Consider the following 16,832-nt stretch of genomic DNA (forward strand, 5'->3'; position numbering starts at 1 on the left):
GGTTCGCACGGCCTGGGCCTTCATTCGACCCATCCACGTGGCCGGTACATCTATGACCACGCGGCGTCTTCTCAGTGTCAGGGACACGACAACCTCCCCTGTCGTTGGGGCCCCGAGCCTGACCTTCCCTGGGCAAGGCGGCTCAATCATGGCCGTCCGTGGGAGGATGGCTCTGAAGGCCGTACGGCCATAGTCCTCAAAACACCACAAAACCAACCCTGTGCATAGAGGGGGGCAGCTGTCTCGTGGCTGAGAAGCTGATCGCAAACCTGCAGACCAATCGCGGAAATATCAAGGTAGAACTCTTCCCTACCAAGGCCCCGAAAACGGTACGCAACTTCGTGGAGCTGGCGGAAGGCTCCCGCGAATGGACGCACCCGGGCACCGGTGAGAAGAGCACCGCCCGCTACTACGACGGCACGATCTTCCACCGGGTGATCCCCGGCTTCATGATCCAGGGCGGTGACCCCCTGGGGCAGGGCATCGGCGGACCCGGCTACGAGTTCGACGACGAGATCCACCCCGAGCTGTGGTTCAACCGGCCGTACCTGCTGGCCATGGCCAACGCCGGGATCCGCTTCGGCAAGGGCACCAACGGCTCGCAATTCTTCATCACCGTCGTGCCGACGCCGCACCTCAACGGCAAGCACACCATCTTCGGCGAGGTGATCGAGGGCCAGGAGGTCGTCGACGCCATCGCTAAGACCCGCACCGACGGCCGGGACCGGCCGGTGGAGGATGTGGTCCTGGAATCGGTCACCATCGACCGCATCCAGTCCTAACGGCCCCCTGAGGGCCCGGCCCTCCCACGCACCCGCTCCACCGCGGGCGTATGCCTCCCGCCCTATGGCGGCGAGGCACCAAAGGTGCCACGACCCGCCCAGGCCGCTGTCATGCGGCGGTGCGTGGCGCCTACGGCGGTTGGAGGCGCCTACGGCGGTGCGTGGCGCCTACGAGCGGCCGGTTGCTCACGGGACGAGGCGCCCATCGGTCGCGCCGCCGGCTAATGCGGCATCTTGCGCGTGAAACGGCGTCATGCGCCTGCGGGCGCCACTCGCCTACTGCTGTGTCATGTGCCTGCGACTGTGATACGCGCCTGCGGTGCGTGGCGTCTGCGGCAGTGCCGACGGCTCATCGCGGCGTTGAGGTGTCACGGTGGTGCGCTCGCGGCCGTGCCCGCGGGTCGCCTGTGGCGAGGACGAGCGCTTACGGCGCGGTGCCGAGCGCTCCCGCGCGGTGCCGCGCGGTGCCGCGGTGCCGCGGTGCCGCGCGGCACCGACGGACCCATGCCAGGACGTCCCCATGCCAAGCGGCAAGGCGCAAGGGGCGCCGTCGGACAGAGGTGCGGTTGGCAGACGAATGGCGCGGACGGCCGCCTGAGGGCTCTCAGGCGGCCGGAGCGGGGACGAGGGCACGCGGCGGCCCCGCGCAAGCCATAGGCTTTCGTCATGACCAGCCAGCCGCCCAGCCCGCCCCCTCAGCCCGAGCAGCCGGCTGAGGCAGTGCCCACGTGCTACCGGCATCCCGACAAGGAGACCTGGGTCCGCTGCCAGCGCTGCGAGCGTCCCATCTGCCCTGACTGCATGCGCGACGCGGCGGTCGGCTTCCAGTGCCCGGAATGCGTGGCAGAGGGCAACCGCGGGATCCGCCAGGCCAAGTCCGCCTTCGGCGGCAACCTCGTGCGCACCACCTACGTCACCTGGGCCATCCTGGGCCTCACCGGGCTGGTCTACGCCGCCCAGTGGCTGACGGGTGGCGCGCTCACCGTGGATCTGGGGATGTGGCCGGCCGGGGTCGCCGTGGGCCAGTTCTATCGGCTGGTCACCTCGGCTTTCGTGCACAGCACCGGCAGCTTCCTCCTCCACATCCTCTTCAACGCCTGGGCTATCTACGCGATCGGCCCTTACCTCGAGCGAGCCTTCGGGCATCTCCGCTTCCTGGCCCTCTACCTGCTCAGCGCGCTGGGTGGCTCGGTGCTCAGCCTCTGGCTGGACCCGGTCAACACGCTGACCGTCGGCGCCTCAGGAGCGGTCTTCGGGATGTTCGGCGCCGTGTTCGTCGTGGGCCGCAAGCTCAACCTGGACGTGCGGGGTATCACCCTGATCATCGCCCTCAACCTGGCTATCACGTTCGTGCTGCCCGCGATCTCCGGTTTGCGCATCAGTTGGACCGGACACGTCGGCGGCCTGGTGACAGGCACGCTGCTGGCCGCGGCGTTGGCCTATGCCCCGAAGAACGGCAGAACCGTGTGGCACGTGCTGGCGATCGCTGGAGCGCTGGCCCTGTTCGTGGCGCTCGTGCTGGTTCGCGTCCCAGCGATTGTCAGCATGTTGAGCTGAGCTTCCCCAGGCTGTGGAAAAGACTGTGGAAGGAACTACCTCCAGCGGGTGGAAAGAACCACACCGAAGATGATGAAAACAAACCCGATCAGCAGGTTCCAGTTCTGGAGGTCGCCGATGAAGGGTGTCTGCGGCGCGACGTAGTACACCGCGATCCAGAGGATGCCGATGATCCACGCGACGACCATCGTGGGGGCCAGCCAGCGGGGGCTGACCTTGACCTGCTGGGACCTCTGCGGCGGGGTGTAGACCGCCTTCTTGCGAGCCTTGGACTTGGGCACTGGGTTAACTCCTGCTGAGGGCCTGGGGCATCCGGATCGTCCGCAGGCTCTTCGTTTAGCGTAATTGAAGTGGGGTCCCAGAATAGTCGTCACGCGCACGTCATGGCGATCCCTGGCCGTCCTGATCCCCCAAATCGCCTGATAGAAGGCAGGGCGGGAAGCCCCGCGTACTCGGGTGCCGACCGCTGCCGCGCTGGTCGCGGCCACGCTGACCGTAGTCTGGAACCCATGGTGACACTCGACGAGGCGACCGTAAGGAAATGAGCCGCGTGCTGGTTGTGGACAACCACGACAGCTTCGTCCACACGATCGTCCAGTACCTGCACGTGCTGGGCGCGGACTGTGACGTGCGGCCACGCGACCACGTGCGCGTGAGCGACGCCGACGGCTTCGACGGCGTGCTCATCAGCCCGGGACCCGGTACTCCCGAGGCGGCCGGCGTCAGCGTCCCCCTCGTCCGCCATGCCGCCGCGCGCGAGCAACCGCTGCTCGGCGTCTGCCTGGGCCACCAGGCCATCGCCATCGCCTTCGGCGCCACCGTCTCCCGCGCGCCTGAGCTCTTCCACGGCCAGACCAGCGACATCGTCCACGACGGCAAGGGCGTGTTCGAGACGCTGCCGTCGCCGGTGCGCATGACTCGCTACCACTCGCTCGCCGTGTTGCCGGAAACGGTGCCCGACGTGCTCGACGTGACCGCGCACACGGTGGACGGCGTCGTCATGGGCCTGCGCCACCGCCGGGCGCCCATCGAGGGCATCCAGTTCCACCCCGAGTCCGTCCTGTCGGAACACGGCTACACACTGCTCGAGAATTGGCTCCGGGGAACCGTGTAACAAACGGCGGGTGTCCGGCGACTACCTAGTGAGCGTCCCCGCCGTTGCCCCCGAGCGGCGGGGGCGTTTTTTCATGCCACGAGCCATCCAGCTCACGAGCAAGCGGAGGGCCGCCCGTCCACGAAGGGACGGGCGGCCCTTTCCGCCTGTATGACGCGACCTCAGCCGCCGAAGGGGTCGTCGTCGATCGGGTTGTCAGACGGCGGGTCCTCCGGGAAGTCCGTCTGGCCGTCGCTGGGCTCCTCGGTGGGGAACGGATCGCTCGGCTGCTCCGTCGGCTGCTGCTCCGGACCCGTGGACACCACGATCGTCACCGTCGTGTTCGGCGGCAACTTGGTGCCTTCGCCCGGGTTCTGCTGCACGACCGTGCCCTCGGGCTGGTCGCTGGCCTGCGGGACCACCTTGGCCTTGAAGCCGGCCGCCTTCAGTTGCGCGGTGGCGTCCTCCACGGTGAGCCCGATGAGGCTGGGGACCTCGCCCAGCTCCTTGGGCACCCAGAGCGTGACGGTGCCGCCCTCCTGGATCTGCTCACCGGACTTGGGGCTGGTGGCGACGACCGTGCCCTGCGGCTTGCTGGAGACTCTGGTCTTGACCGTGGCCTGCAGGCCGGCGTCCTCCAGGACCTTGGTGGCCTCCGCCTGCGTCATGCCGATGAGGCCGTCCGGCACCTTGACCTTCTTCGGGCCCGTGGACACGTACAGCTTGACGGTCGAGCCCTTCGGCGCCTTGGTGCCCTCGGCGGGATCCGTCTTGATGACGGTGTCCTTGTCGATCTCGGAGCTGGGCTCCTTCACCACCTCGACCTTGAACCCCAGGTTGGTGAGCTGGCTCTCGGCGTACTTCTGCTCCTGCGAGACAAGGGACGGGATCGCGACCGTCGTCTCCGCCGGCGTGTTGCCGGTGCCGAACATCAGGTAGCCGACCGTGACGAAGCCACCGATGATCAGCAGCGGGATGATGATCCACAACGCGGTCTTGACGCCGTTGCCGCCACCGCCGCTCGGGGCCCTGCGCCGCCCGCCACGACCGCCGCCGTCGCCGTCGCCGTAGTCGTACGGCGGGATGGAGCTGGTGCGCTGCGTGGCCGGGCCGGTGGCGGCCTGTGTGGCCGTCATCATGCGCGTGCCCTGGCCGTAGTTGCTCGTCATCGCCATCGTCTGGGCGTCGGTCGGCATGCCGGACATCGCACGCTGGATGTCGGCCCGCATATCGGCCGCGCTCTGGTAACGCTGGGCCGGGTCCTTGGCCATGGCCTTGAGCACGATCGCGTCGGCCCACTGCGGGATGTCGCGGTCGATCTGCGACGGCGGGATGGGCTCCTCGCGGACGTGCTGGTAGGCGATCGCCACCGGCGAGTCGCCGGTGAACGGCGGCTGCCCGGTCAGCAACTCGTAGAGCAAGCATCCGGTGGAGTAGATGTCGCTGCGGGCGTCCACCCGCTCGCCCCGCGCCTGCTCGGGCGACAGGTATTGCGCGGTGCCGATCACCTGAGCCGTCTGCGTCATCGTGGCCGCGGAGTCGGCCATGGCTCGCGCGATGCCGAAGTCCATCACCTTGACGTCGCCCGCCCGCGTGATCATCACGTTGGCCGGCTTGATGTCGCGGTGCACGATGCCGCCGCGGTGGCTGTAATCCAGCGCCCGCAGGATGCCGTCGACCAGCTCGGCCGCCCGCTCGGGCATCAGCCGCCTGTCCTGGCGCAGCAGGTCGCGCAGCGTCCTGCCGTCGACATACTCCATCACGATGTACGGCACCGGGGTGCCGTCGGTGACGTCCTCGCCGGTGTCGTAGACCGCGACGACGGCCGGGTGGTTCAGTGAGGCCGCCGACTGCGCCTCACGGCGGAACCGGGCCTGGAAGGTGTGGTCGCGCGCCAGGTCGGACCGGAGGGTTTTGATCGCGACTATGCGGTCCAGCCGGATGTCTCGGGCGCGATAAACCTCGGCCATGCCGCCGCGCCCGACGACACCGTCGAGCTCGTAACGACCTCCGAGTAGCCGAGGCTGAGTCATTTCCTGCACTGTCCCTTACCGTTCATCTTGGGTGCCGGCCTGCTCGGGGGGCCGCCGGTGTCCATCATCGACCCCCTGGCGCGTCACGTCTCCTCCTTGGGTGGGTTCGTTTCACCCGGGTCTGGCGAAGCGGTCGGTGTCGAAGCCGTCGGTGTCCTGGTGGGCGTTGGGGTGGCGGTGGGTGTCGGGGTCCGGGTGGTCGGTGTCGGTTTGGGTGTCGGCTTCTTGGTGGGAGTTGCCGACTTGCTTACCGTAGCCGACCGCGAGGGTGTAGGCCTCGGCGACTTGACCGGAACCACCGCAGGGCGCCGGGTCCGCGTCTTGGTCTTGCTCGGACGCACCTGCTCCGGCGGTGTCGTCAGCGCCGACTCTGTGGGATCCGCCACGTCAGGGGGCGTCGCCATCGGCGTCCGGCCGGCGAGGGAGATGGCGCTGAGACCCACTGCGGCCACACACCCTGCCGTGGCCACCGCGGCCAGTGTCTTGGCGCCCTTACGCCGTTTGCCCTGCCCGCCCGTCCGCCCTTCTTCCAGCGCCGTCGCCGGGGCGAGGTCAGCCGGGGTGAGGTCATCGGTGTCCCGCTCGTCCTCGGGCGACGACTCGCGTACCTGGAAGCCGGACGGGTCGGTGAGCATGCTCAGGTCGGTGCCCTGCTCGGCGCCGACCAGCGACTCGCGCAGCACGTAGGCCCGGTCGGCCACCTCCAGCGCCCCGGCCGGACGTTGCGCGGGCTCCTTGGCCAACAGCGCCAGGACCAGCTCACGCACCGGCGCGGGCACGTCCACGCCGAGCGGCGGCGGCGCCTCGTTGAGGTGCAGCAGCGCGATCGCCACCTGGGTGTCCCCGCGGAACGGCGTGCGTCCCGCCAGACACTCGTACGCCACCACGCCCAGCGAGTAGAGGTCGGTCGCGGGCGTGAGCGGGAAACCCTGCGCCTGCTCGGGGCTGACGTATTGGGCGGTGCCCAGCACCGTGCCGGCCTGCGTCACGGGCGCCGCCTCCAGAGCCCGCGCGATGCCGAAGTCCGTCACCTTGATGACGCCCTCCGGGGTGACGAGCAGGTTGCCCGGCTTGATGTCGCGGTGGATGATCCCGGCCGAGTGCGCCGCGTGCAGGGCCTTGGCGGTCTGGTGCACCACGTCCAGCGCCACCTCGGCGCCCAGGGCGCCGTTGCGCGCCAGGATGGCCGACAGCGGCTCCCCGTGGACCAGCTCCATCACCAGGTAGGCGAGGTCGCTCTGCTCGCCATAGTCGAAGACCTGCGCGATCCCTGGGTCGGCCAGGGCCGCCGTGAGCCGCGCCTCGTTGCGGAAACGCTCGCGGAAGGTCGGGTCGGTGTGGATGTCGCTACGCAGGATCTTGACCGCCACCTCGCGCCCGAGGAGCTCGTCGCGGGCGCGCCAGACCTCACCCATACCGCCCGTGGCGATGCGGGAGACCAGCAGGTAGCGGTTACGGAGCCGCATGATCCAGCAGGTTACCGTCACTCACTTGTTCAGCACCGCCTCCAGCACGGCTTTTGCGATCGGCGCGGCGGTGTGACCGCCTGTCGCCTCCGCGCCGACGTTAGCGGCGCCGGACTCGACGATGACCGCCAGCGCCACCTTCGGGTCCTCCGCGGGCGCGAAGGAGATGAACCAGGCGTGCGGCGGCTGGCCGTCGGCCGTCTCCGCGGTGCCCGTCTTACCCGCTACTTGGACGCCCGGCACCTGTGCCAGGTTGGCCGTGCCGTTGTTGACGACGCTCACCATCATGTCGCGCAGCTTGCCGGCGGTCTCGGAGCTCACGGCCTCCGACAGCTCCTCGGGCTTGGCCTCGTCGACCGTGTCGCCCTTGGCGTCGGTGATCTTGTTGACGAGGTACGGCTTCATCACCGCGCCATCGTTGGCGATGCCAGCCGCGATCATCGCCATCTGGAGCGGCGTCATCCGGTTGCTGCGCTGCCCGATCGAGGCCATCGCCACGGCCGCCTGATCCTCCTTGGGGCCGAAGTCGCTCTCGGCCACCGACATCGGCACGGCGATCTGCTGACCCATGCCGAACTTCTCCGTCTGCTCCTTCATCTTGTCGTAGCCGAGCTCCATGCCCATCTTGCCGAAGGGCGTGTTGCAGGACTTCTCCAGAGCGAATGTCAGCGTGACCGAGCCGGAGCCGCAGGCCGCGCCGCCGTAGTTGGGCAGGCTGATGGTCGTGTTGGGCAGCGGCAGCCGCTGCGGCGCGTCCACGTTGGTGTCCGGGCCGCGCGAGGAATCGTCCTCCAGATACGCCGCCATCGTCACCACCTTGAACGTCGACCCCGGCGGGTACGTCTGGCCGATGGTGCGGTTGAGCAGCGGCTGGCTCTTCTCCTTGGCCAGCTCGTCGTAGCGCGTGAAGACCTTGCCCTTTTCGGTGCCCGACAGCTCGGTGGGGTCGTACGTGGGCAGCGAGACCATCGCCAGGATCGCGCCGGTCTTCGGGTCGAGCGCGATCACCGCGCCGCGCTTGCCGCTGTTGCGCAGCGCGTCGTAGGCCGCCTTCTGCGCTTTGGGGTTGATCGTGACCTCGACGTTGGCGCCCTTGGTCGGCTCGCCGGTGAACAGGTCGATGCCACGCCGCAGCAGCAGGTCCGCGCTGGAGCCGTCGAGCAGGTCGTTCTCGGACTTCTCGACCGCGCTCTCGCTCTCGGGCGAGAAGAAGCCGGTGACGTGCGCGTACAGCTTGGCGTCCGGGTATTCCCTGACGAACCTGAACCTCTTGCTCTCGGTCTCGACGGACTGCGCGATCACCTTGCCGCCCGCGACGATGCGTCCCCGCTCGATGGCGTAACGCGCGTAGTAGTTGCGGGTGTTGCGGGAGTCGCCGCTCAGCTCTTCCGCGCGGACCGCTTGCAGGATGTTCACATTGATCATCAGGAGCGCGAACATGACCAGGCAGGCCACGGCCGCGCGCTTCAGGGTCTTGTTCATCGCTGGAACACCTGCGTCAGTCCTTCGTTCTGGATCGCCTGAGGCGGGGGCTTTCGCGCCGAATCAGACATTCTTACCAAAAGCGCAATAAGGATCCAGTTAGCCAGCAATGCGGAGCCACCCTGGGACATGAACGGGGTGACCAGACCGGTCAGGGGGATGAGGTTCGTCACGCCGCCGACGATGATGAACACCTGCCAGGCCAGGATGAAGGACAGGCCGCCCGCCAGCAGCTTCGAGAACGGCTCGCGCGCCGCCAGCGAGGTGCGCAGCCCCCTCTCGACCAGCAGCGCGTAGAGCATGAGCAGCGCCATCAGGCCGGTCAGGCCCAGCTCCTCGCCCACTGCGGCGAAGATGAAGTCGGAGAAGGACAGCGGGATCAGGTCGGGGTTGCCCTGCCCGAGCCCGGTGCCCAGGATGCCGCCCGCGCCCAGCCCGAACAGGCTCTGCATGATCTGGAAGCTGCCGCCGACCTCCCGGTTGTAGAACTCGTCGGAGCTCGGGTTGAGCCAGATCTGGAACCGGTCGCCGACGTGGTCGAACACCGAGCCCGCCAGGAAGGCGCCGCCGGCGAAGAGCAGCACGCCGATCAGCACCCACGACGTGCGCTGGGTGGCGATGTAGAGCATCGCGATGAAGCTGCCGAACAGCAGCAGCGATGTGCCCAGGTCCTTTTCGAAGACCAGCACGAGCAGGCTGAGCCCCCAGGTGACGAGGACGGGACCGAGGTCCCTGGCCCGCGGCAGGTCGATGAAGAGCAGCCGCCGCCCGGCCAGCGCCAGCACGTCGCGCTTGGCCACGAGGTAACCGGCGAAGAAGACCACCAGCGCCAGCTTGGCGAACTCGCCCGGCTGGATGGAGAATCCGCCGATGCGGATCCAGATCTTGGCGCCCTGCACCTCGCTGAGTGAGCTGGGGAGCACCGCGGGGATCGCGAGCAGGACCAGGCCGACGGCGCCGGCGGTGTAGGTGAGGCGCTGCAGAATCCTGTGATCGCGGATCACGATCAGCGTGGCCGTGAACATGACGACGCCGACCGCCGTCCACATGATCTGGTTGGCGGCGGACGCTCCCGGCATTTTCGCGGACTCGAGCCGATAGATCATCACCAGGCCGAGACCATTGATCACGGTCACCAGCGGCAGGATCAGCGGATCCGCCCAGGGGGCGAACTTGGCCAGCACAATGTAGGCGACCAGCATCAGGCCACCCAGCCCCAGACCGTACGTCAGCATGCCCGCCGGGATCTGACCGTCGATCGCCAGGCCGACGTTGGCGTAGGCGCCCATGACGATGACCACCGCGAGCGCCAGCATGACGAGCTGGGCCACGCGGCGCTTGGCCGGCATCGGGATGGGGGAATCGGCGACTTCGCTCATTTACTGCTGTTTCGTCTTGGTCGCGGTCGCGGATGGCGTGGGTGACGCACTCGTGGTCGCGGTCGTGTCGCTCTGCTGATCTCCGGAGAACTTGAACGCGTTGATCTTCGTTATGCCTTCGTCGACGGAAATGACGGGTATGCCGCTCTTGATCAGCGCCTGATCGGCCTCGGACAGCTGGGAGAGCTTCCGTCCCGTGGGCTTGGAGACGCTGAACAGCTGGAAGGGGCCCAATTCCTTCTGGACCCCCTGGAACACGACCACCTCGTCGCCCCTAGCACCGACGAAGAACTGGTCCTGGGTCCACTGATATCCAAAGTAGCCGCCGACGCCGACGGCCGCGATGCCAATGGTGAGCACGGTGACGAGCGCAGGCCACACGCGACGACGTCTGCCCGACCGCCGGGACGCCTGCGCGACCGGCTCGTCGAAATCGTCGTCGGCGATCGCCGGCTGGGGCGCCGTCACCGCGCTAGGTCGCCCCGGCGAGGTGTCCTGCGGATTCCCGCGCAGCCGGTTCATGCCCGCGGCGCCCACGACGGCGGCCTCGGCGGGCACCTGCTGCCCATCGGTGATCTCCAGGACGTCGGCCAGCACACATGTGATGTTGTCCGGCCCGCCACCCCTGTTCGCCAGGTCGATGAGCTGGCGGACGACCTCTTCCGGGTCGTCGATGTTGGTGAGCGTGGCGTGCAGCGTCTCCGCGCTCACCACGCCGGACAACCCGTCCGAGCACAGCAGGTAGCGGTCGCCCACCTGCGCCTCCCGGAGCGTGAGGTCGGGATCGACCTCGCCGCTGCCGTCGAGCGCGCGCAGCAGGATCGAGCGCTGCGGATGCGTGGCGGCCTCTTCCGGCGTGATGCGCCCGTCGTCGACGAGCTGCTGCACCAGCGTGTGGTCGTGGGTGATCTGGTAGAGCTCCCCGCGCCTGAGCAGGTAGGCGCGCGAATCGCCGACGTGCACGAGGGCGACCTGGGTGCCGTTCCACAACATGGCCGTGAGAGTCGTGCCCATGCCCTTGAGGCTGGGATCCCGCCCCACCATTTCGTGCAGCCTGCGGTTGGCGTCGCGTACCGCTGCCTCGATGGCGTTGAGCAGGTCACCCCCCTGTTGGACCTCCTCGAGAGAGGCCATGGCGGCGATGGCGACTGAGCTTGCCACCTCGCCGTGTGCGTGCCCGCCCATGCCGTCGGCGACGGCGAGCAGGCGGCCGCTAGCGTACGCCGAGTCCTCGTTTCCTTCGCGGAGGAGGCCGACGTCCGAGCGGGCGGCGTAGCGGAGTGCGATGGTCATTTGCGCAATTCAATGACTGTCTTGCCGACGCGGATCGGAACACCGAGCGGCACCGGGGTCGGGCGGGTGACTTTCGAGCGGTCGAGATACGTGCCGTTGGTCGACCCGAGGTCTTCCACGATCCACTGACCGTCCTGAGGAAAGAGCCGGGCATGCCGGCTGGATGCGTAGTCGTCCGTGACTACCAGCGTGGCGTCGTTCGCCCGGCCAATGGTGATGGGCGTCTCCGTGAGATTGATGGTGGTGCCTTGCAGCGGGCCACCAGTGACGATGAGCTGGCGTGGCTCGCCCTTCTTGCTCTTGGGCTTCGCCACGGCCTTGGCGGGTTTGGCGGACTTGCGTGGACCCGCGGGAGCCGTGCGTGAACCGAACAAGTCAGTCCGGATCACGCCGACTGCGGCAATGACGAAGAACCACAGCACCGCCAGGAAGGCGAGCCGGATCAGCAGCAGCGTGAGCTCGGACATGGACCGTTTGTCTACCTCTAATCGCGCCGGAACACCAGAGTCGTGCGCCCCAGGGTCACTCGCGTGCCGTTCTGGAGCTCGATCCTGCGTACCGGCTGGCCGTTGACGAAAGTGCCGTTCGTCGATCCCAGGTCGACGAGAACCACATTCTGGCCCTCGACGCGCAACTCCGCGTGGTGCCGCGAAACGCCGGGATCGACTAGACGAAGATCGCAGTCGGTGCCCCTGCCGAGCAAGGTCACCGGAGTGGTGAGCTCGTAGGAGCGGTCGCCCTGCGGATCGTCCTGGGTGGAGACGAGCAGCCTAGGCCGCCCGTTGAACGCGTGCGGCCGGGACGGAGGCAGGTCGCTCGCCGGCTGGCGAATCTCGTCCTGCTCCACCGTCGCGCCGCGGATGACGCCGGACCTGATGCGGAACAAACCCACAGCCAGGTCGGCGGCGGTCTCGAAGCGAACCCGGACCGGTCCCACGAAAGAGTAGCCCTGCTCTTTGGCGTACTCCCTGGCGAGGTTGGCCAGCTCGTGACTGATGCTGTCGGCGTAGACCTCAAGCCGTTCGCTGTCGGTCGTGGACAGCTCAACCACGAAATCGTTGGGCACGAGCGTGCGACCCTGAGCGACGATCGCCGCACGCTCATCCATCTCCCGCTGAACCGCGCTGGCGACCTCGACCGGCTGAAGGTCAGATTTGAACGCCCGCGCAAAGGCCCCCTCAACCAAGCCTTCGAGCCTTCGCTCGAAGCGCTGAAGGACTCCCACCGGGTACCTCCCTTCCTCCGTGCATATGATCGCGTTCCCCAGACGCGTACGGCGCCCGGTTTCCGCTAGTCCCACGTCGCGGCGTTTCCCGGCGCCCGTCGGCTGTCGCGCCCAGCTCCTCCGCTCCCGTGTCTTATGCGATCGTATCCGGGTTCAGTACCAGTGGCTGTTCCGTGCTACTGTTTCTCCGCACCCAAAAAAGGGCGGGTGGCGGAACGGCAGACGCGCACGGTTCAGGTCCGTGTGTCCGAAAGGACGTGAGGGTTCAAATCCCTCCTCGCCCACTCGGTGACAGGGGACCCATGGTCGGAAGCATTTGCTTCCTTCCGCGGGTCCCCTTCGTCGTGTCTCCCGGGGGATGACCCCCGGACCCCCAGCGTCTTCTGGAGGGCTTCGCCCCCCAGACCCCCCTTGATCTGCTGTGGTTGCTCGCCGGTCCCACCCTGACGAAGTCATCGGCGGATCGCAAGGGTTGTGGGGTCTCTTTTTCTCCGGGTGGGCCGCTCTTGGACCGTACGTCAGGGTGGTTGCAAGGTGCTTTCGGGCGGCTTGCTGATGTGTTTTACGTCACAATCTGGTGTCCAGGAGCTCGCCCAGCAGGTCTGTGAGGCTCACCATCCCGATGACGGATCCTGATTGGTTCGTTACCAGGGCCAGGTGGGATCTTGCCTCCTGTAGTGCCGTTACCGCCTCTGGGACCTGGGTGACGCAGGGGAGGTGGGGGAGGTCCCTCGTCAGGTCTCTTGCTCTGCTCTTCGGGTTCAGCAGGGCGTCTCTGGCATGTAGGGCGCCTTCCACCGATGTTGGTGTTCCTACCAGCAGTCTCAGGTGGGCGCTTTGTGCGGCTGTTGTTCTGATCTCGGCCGCTGTTGCCGTTGCGGGGACCATGACTGCCTGGGCTATCGGGACCATCAGGCGTTCTATGCCTTCTGCCTGGAGGCGGAGAGCTCTGGTCAGGAGGTCGTGTTCTTCTCTGTCCAGGAGGCCCATTCTTCCTGACTCGCCTACGAGCATGGCCAGTTGTCTTGGGGTGCGGGTTGTGGCCAGCTCGTTTCTTGGCTGGACGCCGAAGAGGCGGAGGATGGCGTTGGTCAGGGCGTTCAGGGCCGTGAGCAGGGGGCGCATCAGGTTGGTGAAGGCGCGGAACGGCAGGGTCAGGAGGAGGGCCGCTCGTTCCGGGTGGGTCAGGGCCCAGGACTTGGGGGCCATTTCGCCGATCACCATGTGGAGGAAGGTCACCAGGGCCAGGGCCAGGGTGAGGGATATGGGGAGGCGGAGGGACTCCGGGATTCCCACGGCGGCGAAGGCCGGCTCCAGTGCGTGTTCCAGCGCCGGTTCCGAGACCAGGCCCAGGCCCAGGGTGCAGAGGGTGATGCCTAGCTGGGCGCCGGCCAGCATGAGGGAGAGCTGCCTTCCGCCGGCCACGGCCGATTTCGCGGCGAATCTCACCAGGCGGTTGCTGCCTGTGGCCATCTCCTCCAGCCGATGGCGTCTGGCGGAGACGAAGGCGAACTCCGCGGCCACGAACAGCGCGTTGAAGACCAGGAGGGCGAGGCTGATGAGGAGCATCGTCATCGCGTCGCCTCCGCCGGTGCGGTCTGCTTTGCGGGGACCAGGCGGACCCATTCAGGCACGCGGCGGTTCAGGGACATGACCGTCACGTGGGCCACGTCGTCGTCGTCGGTCTCCGCGAACGGGTCGTCAGTGGGCCGGCTGATGGGGACCGTCAGCTCGTCGCCTGGGTCCGGCATGCGGCCCAGCCTGGCCAAAATCAGGCCGGCGAGGGTGTCGTAGTCGTCGCTCTCCGGCAATGAGATGCCGGTGGCGCGCTCCACCTCGTCCAGCCTCAGCCAGCCGGGCACCTCCCAGACGCCGGGGCGGCGTTCCACGGCGCCCAGCGGCTCGGGGTCGTTCTCGTCCAGGAGCTCGCCGACCAGTTCCTCGGCGAGGTCCTCGATGGTGATCACTCCCGCCAGGCCGCCGTACTCGTCCATGACCAGGGCGATGTCGTCCTTGGCCGTGCGCATCTTCTCCAGGACGGATGGCAGGGGGAGGGAGTCGGGGACCAGCAGGGCGGGGCGTGTGATCGTTCTGATGGCGCCCTCGTTCAGATCCGCGGCGAGGAGCTCGCGGACGCCGGTCACTCCCAGCACGTCGCCGTCGGCGCCGAGCACCGGATAGCGGGAGTGGCCGCGCTGGCGCACGACCTCGAGCAGGTCGGAAATCGGCTGCGTGTCGCGGAGTACGACGACTCGGGGGCGGGGGACCATGATTTCCTCCGCTGTGCGGTCGCCGAACTCCAGGGCTCGTTCCAGGAGTTCTGAAAGCCTTGGGGGTAGCTCGCCGGCTCTCGTCGACTCTTCGATGATGCGGGAGAGCTCCTCCGGGGTCGCGCCGTGCTCCACCTCCTCCACGGGCTCGACGCCGACGCGCCTGAGCAGGCCCGTGGCGGCCGAGTCGAACAGGCGCACCACGGGGCCGACCACGGACAGGTAGGCCAGGGTCGCGCTCGCCAGGAACTTGGCCACCGGCTCCGGGCGGGCGATGCCGAGGTTTTTCGGCGCCAGCTCGCCCAGGACCATTTGCACCACCGTGGCCACGAACACTCCGGTGGCTACAGAGACACCGGAGATCATGGTGGTGGACATTCCGGTGTTCTCCAGCCAGGGGCGGACGATCACGGAGATCGCCGGCTCGGCGAGGAAACCGACGAGCAGCGCCGTCACCGTGATGCCCAGCTGGGCGCCGGAGAGCATGAAGGACAGTCGCGAGGTCACCTGGAGCGCCTTCTCGGCGGACTTGTCGCCGGCGGCGGCCTGCTCACGGAGTATGCCGCGGTCCGCGGCGACGAATGCGAACTCCTGGGCGACGAAGAAGCCCGTTGCCGCGGTCAGGAGGAACAGGGCCAACAGCCCCAGATAAGCGCTCACCGCAGTGAACTCTCAGAAGAACCCGTGCCCCAGCACGGGCGAAGACTCCACGGGTCCGGAGCGGACACGATCATCCCTTCGATAGAGGTTGTCCCTAACCTAACGACACAAGTGGCGACTATGTTTCCATGGTCACTGTGTGTGACGGCTCCTTGCGGATCCGCTGGTTCTCGGTAGTTTTCCCTAGACAAAGCTTGGGCGGAGGTCTGCACTTGCCGGAGGTTCGACGTACCGTCTAGGCAAAGCGAAGGGAAGAAGGCGACGTGACTGAGGACGACCGGACGAGAGCAATGCGCTCGCCAGGCGACGGCCGCCCCCTGCCTCCGAGACCCTCTGACGGCCTGCGTTCCGGCGGTGCACCCGCCTATCAGGTGCCGCCCGGCGGGCCGGGAGCGCCCACGCACAAACTTCCCGTCGCTTCCCAGGCCCCTGACGCGCCCGCCCCGCCTTCCGCCGGACGTCCTGGGGACGAGCCGCCCAGGGCCGGCTCCCGGGTGTACGGCAGGGAGCGGTCGGGCAGCAGCCCGGTGAAGCCCCTGCGGCCCAGCCGCGAGGGAGCCGACGGAGCCGACGGAGCTCGGCTCCGTCGGCCTTCGGAGAAGGGCCCCAGAGGGCCGCGCAGGCGGCCGTCGGGCAGGACGATCCTGAAGATCGTCGCCGGGGCGCTGGTGGTGCTGCTGGTGGCGGCCGTGGGGATGTTCTTCTGGATCGACTCCCGGTTGAGCGGGATCGACGGGGTCCTCGACGACTACGAGGGCCGTCCGGCCGACACCCCGGGCAGCAACTGGCTGCTGGTGGGCTCGGACAGCCGCAAGGGCCTGTCGGCGGCCGAGCGTAAGAAGCTCCGCACCGGGCGCGCCGTGGGGCAGCGCACGGACTCGATGATGTTGTTGCACATCCCCGAGGGCAGCGACAGGCCGACGCTGGTCAGCCTGCCGCGCGACTCCGCGGTCACCATCCCCGGCAAGGGACGCGACAAGCTCAACTCCGCCTACTCGATCGGCGGGCCGAAGCTGCTGGCCCGCACCGTGGAGACGGTCACGGGGATACACGTCGACCACTACATGGAGATCGGGTTCGCCGGATTCGTGGACATCGTGGACGCCATCGGCGGCGTCGAGATCAATGTCCGGGCCGACGTGGACGACCCCCTGGCGGGGCTCAAACTGAAGAAGGGCACGCAAGTGCTCAACGGCGCTCAGGCCCTCGGGTACGTACGCACCCGCAAGGGCGGCGCGCTGCCCGACTTCGAACGGACCAAACGGCAGCGGCAGTTCCTCGGCGCGGTCGTGAAGAAGGCGGCCAGCCCCGGGGTGCTCATCAACCCGTTCACCTCGATCCCGCTGGCCATGAGCGCCACGGACGCGGTCCAGGTCGACACCAGCACGGGGGCGTTCGACATGCTCTCGCTCGGGCTGGCCATGGGTGACAGCCCGGTGACGACGGTGGTGCCGTTCGGCGGCGAGGAGGCCGTGCCGAGCGGCGGCACGGCGATCAAGTGGGACCGGACCAAGGCACTGGCGCTCTTCGACGCGTTGAAGAACGACAAGCCGGTCCCGAAGAACATCTTGGACGCCGGCTGACCCGTTCAT

Annotated in this window: 14 protein-coding genes and 1 tRNA gene; 5 read left to right on the forward strand and 10 right to left on the reverse strand. The window is 67.9% G+C overall.

The features are described 5' to 3' along the window. Window positions 1–245 precede the first annotated feature (245 nt). Window positions 246–782 carry a peptidylprolyl isomerase gene (locus tag EDD27_RS44075; protein ID WP_127938087.1) on the forward strand — a complete coding sequence of 179 codons (537 nt, stop codon included), beginning with the start codon at window positions 246–248 and terminating at the stop codon, window positions 780–782. A gap of 666 nt (window positions 783–1,448) precedes the next feature. After that, entirely contained in the window at window positions 1,449–2,339 is an 891-nt protein-coding gene (locus EDD27_RS44080) for a rhomboid family intramembrane serine protease (RefSeq protein ID WP_164904060.1), read from the forward strand. Window positions 2,340–2,374: 35 nt separating this feature from the next. Here EDD27_RS44080 and EDD27_RS44085 read toward each other — a convergent pair whose 3' ends face one another. After that, entirely contained in the window at window positions 2,375–2,620 is a 246-nt protein-coding gene (locus tag EDD27_RS44085; protein ID WP_127938089.1) for a cell division protein CrgA, read from the reverse strand. Window positions 2,621–2,880: 260 nt separating this feature from the next. Here EDD27_RS44085 and EDD27_RS44090 point away from each other — a divergent pair, with 260 nt between their 5' ends. Then, window positions 2,881–3,453, forward strand: a complete 573-nt coding sequence (locus tag EDD27_RS44090) for an anthranilate synthase component II (protein ID WP_127938091.1) — start codon at window positions 2,881–2,883, stop codon at window positions 3,451–3,453. A gap of 161 nt (window positions 3,454–3,614) precedes the next feature. Here EDD27_RS44090 and pknB read toward each other — a convergent pair whose 3' ends face one another. The 7 genes from pknB to EDD27_RS44125 all read right to left on the reverse strand — a co-directional run bounded on the left by pknB (window position 3,615) and on the right by EDD27_RS44125 (window position 12,310). Next, on the reverse strand, window positions 3,615–5,465 hold the full coding sequence (gene pknB, locus EDD27_RS44095; protein WP_127938093.1) for a Stk1 family PASTA domain-containing Ser/Thr kinase: 1,851 nt from the start codon (window positions 5,463–5,465) through the stop codon (window positions 3,615–3,617). An 83-nt stretch (window positions 5,466–5,548) separates the two neighbouring features. Further along, window positions 5,549–6,931 carry a serine/threonine-protein kinase gene (locus tag EDD27_RS44100; protein WP_127938094.1) on the reverse strand — a complete coding sequence of 461 codons (1,383 nt, stop codon included), beginning with the start codon at window positions 6,929–6,931 and terminating at the stop codon, window positions 5,549–5,551. A gap of 21 nt (window positions 6,932–6,952) precedes the next feature. Then, window positions 6,953–8,413, reverse strand: coding sequence for a peptidoglycan D,D-transpeptidase FtsI family protein (locus EDD27_RS44105; RefSeq protein WP_127938096.1), 1,461 nt, complete (start codon window positions 8,411–8,413; stop codon window positions 6,953–6,955). Further along, a complete protein-coding gene (locus tag EDD27_RS44110; protein ID WP_206641924.1) occupies window positions 8,410–9,792 on the reverse strand; it encodes an FtsW/RodA/SpoVE family cell cycle protein in 1,383 nt (460 codons plus the stop codon). Before EDD27_RS44110 ends, EDD27_RS44105 begins: the two co-directional genes overlap by 4 nt. Continuing rightward, entirely contained in the window at window positions 9,793–11,085 is a 1,293-nt protein-coding gene (locus tag EDD27_RS58105; RefSeq protein WP_127938098.1) for a Stp1/IreP family PP2C-type Ser/Thr phosphatase, read from the reverse strand. It abuts the gene before it with no gap. Next, complete coding sequence (locus EDD27_RS44120) at window positions 11,082–11,552, reverse strand: FHA domain-containing protein FhaB/FipA (RefSeq protein ID WP_127938099.1); 471 nt, start codon at window positions 11,550–11,552, stop codon at window positions 11,082–11,084. Before EDD27_RS44120 ends, EDD27_RS58105 begins: the two co-directional genes overlap by 4 nt. Window positions 11,553–11,569: 17 nt before the next feature. After that, window positions 11,570–12,310 carry an FhaA domain-containing protein gene (locus EDD27_RS44125; protein WP_127938101.1) on the reverse strand — a complete coding sequence of 247 codons (741 nt, stop codon included), beginning with the start codon at window positions 12,308–12,310 and terminating at the stop codon, window positions 11,570–11,572. A gap of 201 nt (window positions 12,311–12,511) precedes the next feature. On the opposite strand from EDD27_RS44125, the gene EDD27_RS44130 reads away from it, so the two are divergent. Continuing rightward, window positions 12,512–12,594: transfer RNA gene (locus EDD27_RS44130), tRNA-Leu, on the forward strand. Window positions 12,595–12,877: 283 nt separating this feature from the next. Here EDD27_RS44130 and EDD27_RS44135 read toward each other — a convergent pair. Further along, window positions 12,878–13,885, reverse strand: coding sequence for a hemolysin family protein (locus EDD27_RS44135; RefSeq protein ID WP_127938103.1), 1,008 nt, complete (start codon window positions 13,883–13,885; stop codon window positions 12,878–12,880). After that, window positions 13,882–15,240, reverse strand: coding sequence for a hemolysin family protein (locus EDD27_RS44140; protein ID WP_127938105.1), 1,359 nt, complete (start codon window positions 15,238–15,240; stop codon window positions 13,882–13,884). Before EDD27_RS44140 ends, EDD27_RS44135 begins: the two co-directional genes overlap by 4 nt. 263 nt (window positions 15,241–15,503) lie before the next feature. Here EDD27_RS44140 and EDD27_RS44145 point away from each other — a divergent pair, with 263 nt between their 5' ends. Further along, entirely contained in the window at window positions 15,504–16,823 is a 1,320-nt protein-coding gene (locus EDD27_RS44145; RefSeq protein WP_241564569.1) for an LCP family protein, read from the forward strand. The last annotated feature ends 9 nt before the right edge of the window (window positions 16,824–16,832 follow it).

Origin of the sequence: Nonomuraea polychroma (genome assembly GCF_004011505.1) — a bacterium.
GTDB classification, from domain to species: Bacteria; Actinomycetota; Actinomycetes; order Streptosporangiales; family Streptosporangiaceae; genus Nonomuraea; species Nonomuraea polychroma.

Coding starts and splice junctions, on each gene's coding strand:
- EDD27_RS44080 (WP_164904060.1), top strand. CDS start 1,449: ATGACCAGCCAGCCGCCCAGCCCGCCCCCTCAGCCCGAGCAGCCGGCT.
- EDD27_RS44090 (WP_127938091.1), top strand. CDS start 2,881: ATGAGCCGCGTGCTGGTTGTGGACAACCACGACAGCTTCGTCCACACG.
- pknB (WP_127938093.1), bottom strand. CDS start 5,465: ATGACTCAGCCTCGGCTACTCGGAGGTCGTTACGAGCTCGACGGTGTC.
- EDD27_RS44100 (WP_127938094.1), bottom strand. CDS start 6,931: ATGCGGCTCCGTAACCGCTACCTGCTGGTCTCCCGCATCGCCACGGGC.
- EDD27_RS44105 (WP_127938096.1), bottom strand. CDS start 8,413: ATGAACAAGACCCTGAAGCGCGCGGCCGTGGCCTGCCTGGTCATGTTC.
- EDD27_RS44110 (WP_206641924.1), bottom strand. CDS start 9,792: ATGAGCGAAGTCGCCGATTCCCCCATCCCGATGCCGGCCAAGCGCCGC.
- EDD27_RS58105 (WP_127938098.1), bottom strand. CDS start 11,085: ATGACCATCGCACTCCGCTACGCCGCCCGCTCGGACGTCGGCCTCCTC.
- EDD27_RS44120 (WP_127938099.1), bottom strand. CDS start 11,552: ATGTCCGAGCTCACGCTGCTGCTGATCCGGCTCGCCTTCCTGGCGGTG.
- EDD27_RS44135 (WP_127938103.1), bottom strand. CDS start 13,885: ATGACGATGCTCCTCATCAGCCTCGCCCTCCTGGTCTTCAACGCGCTG.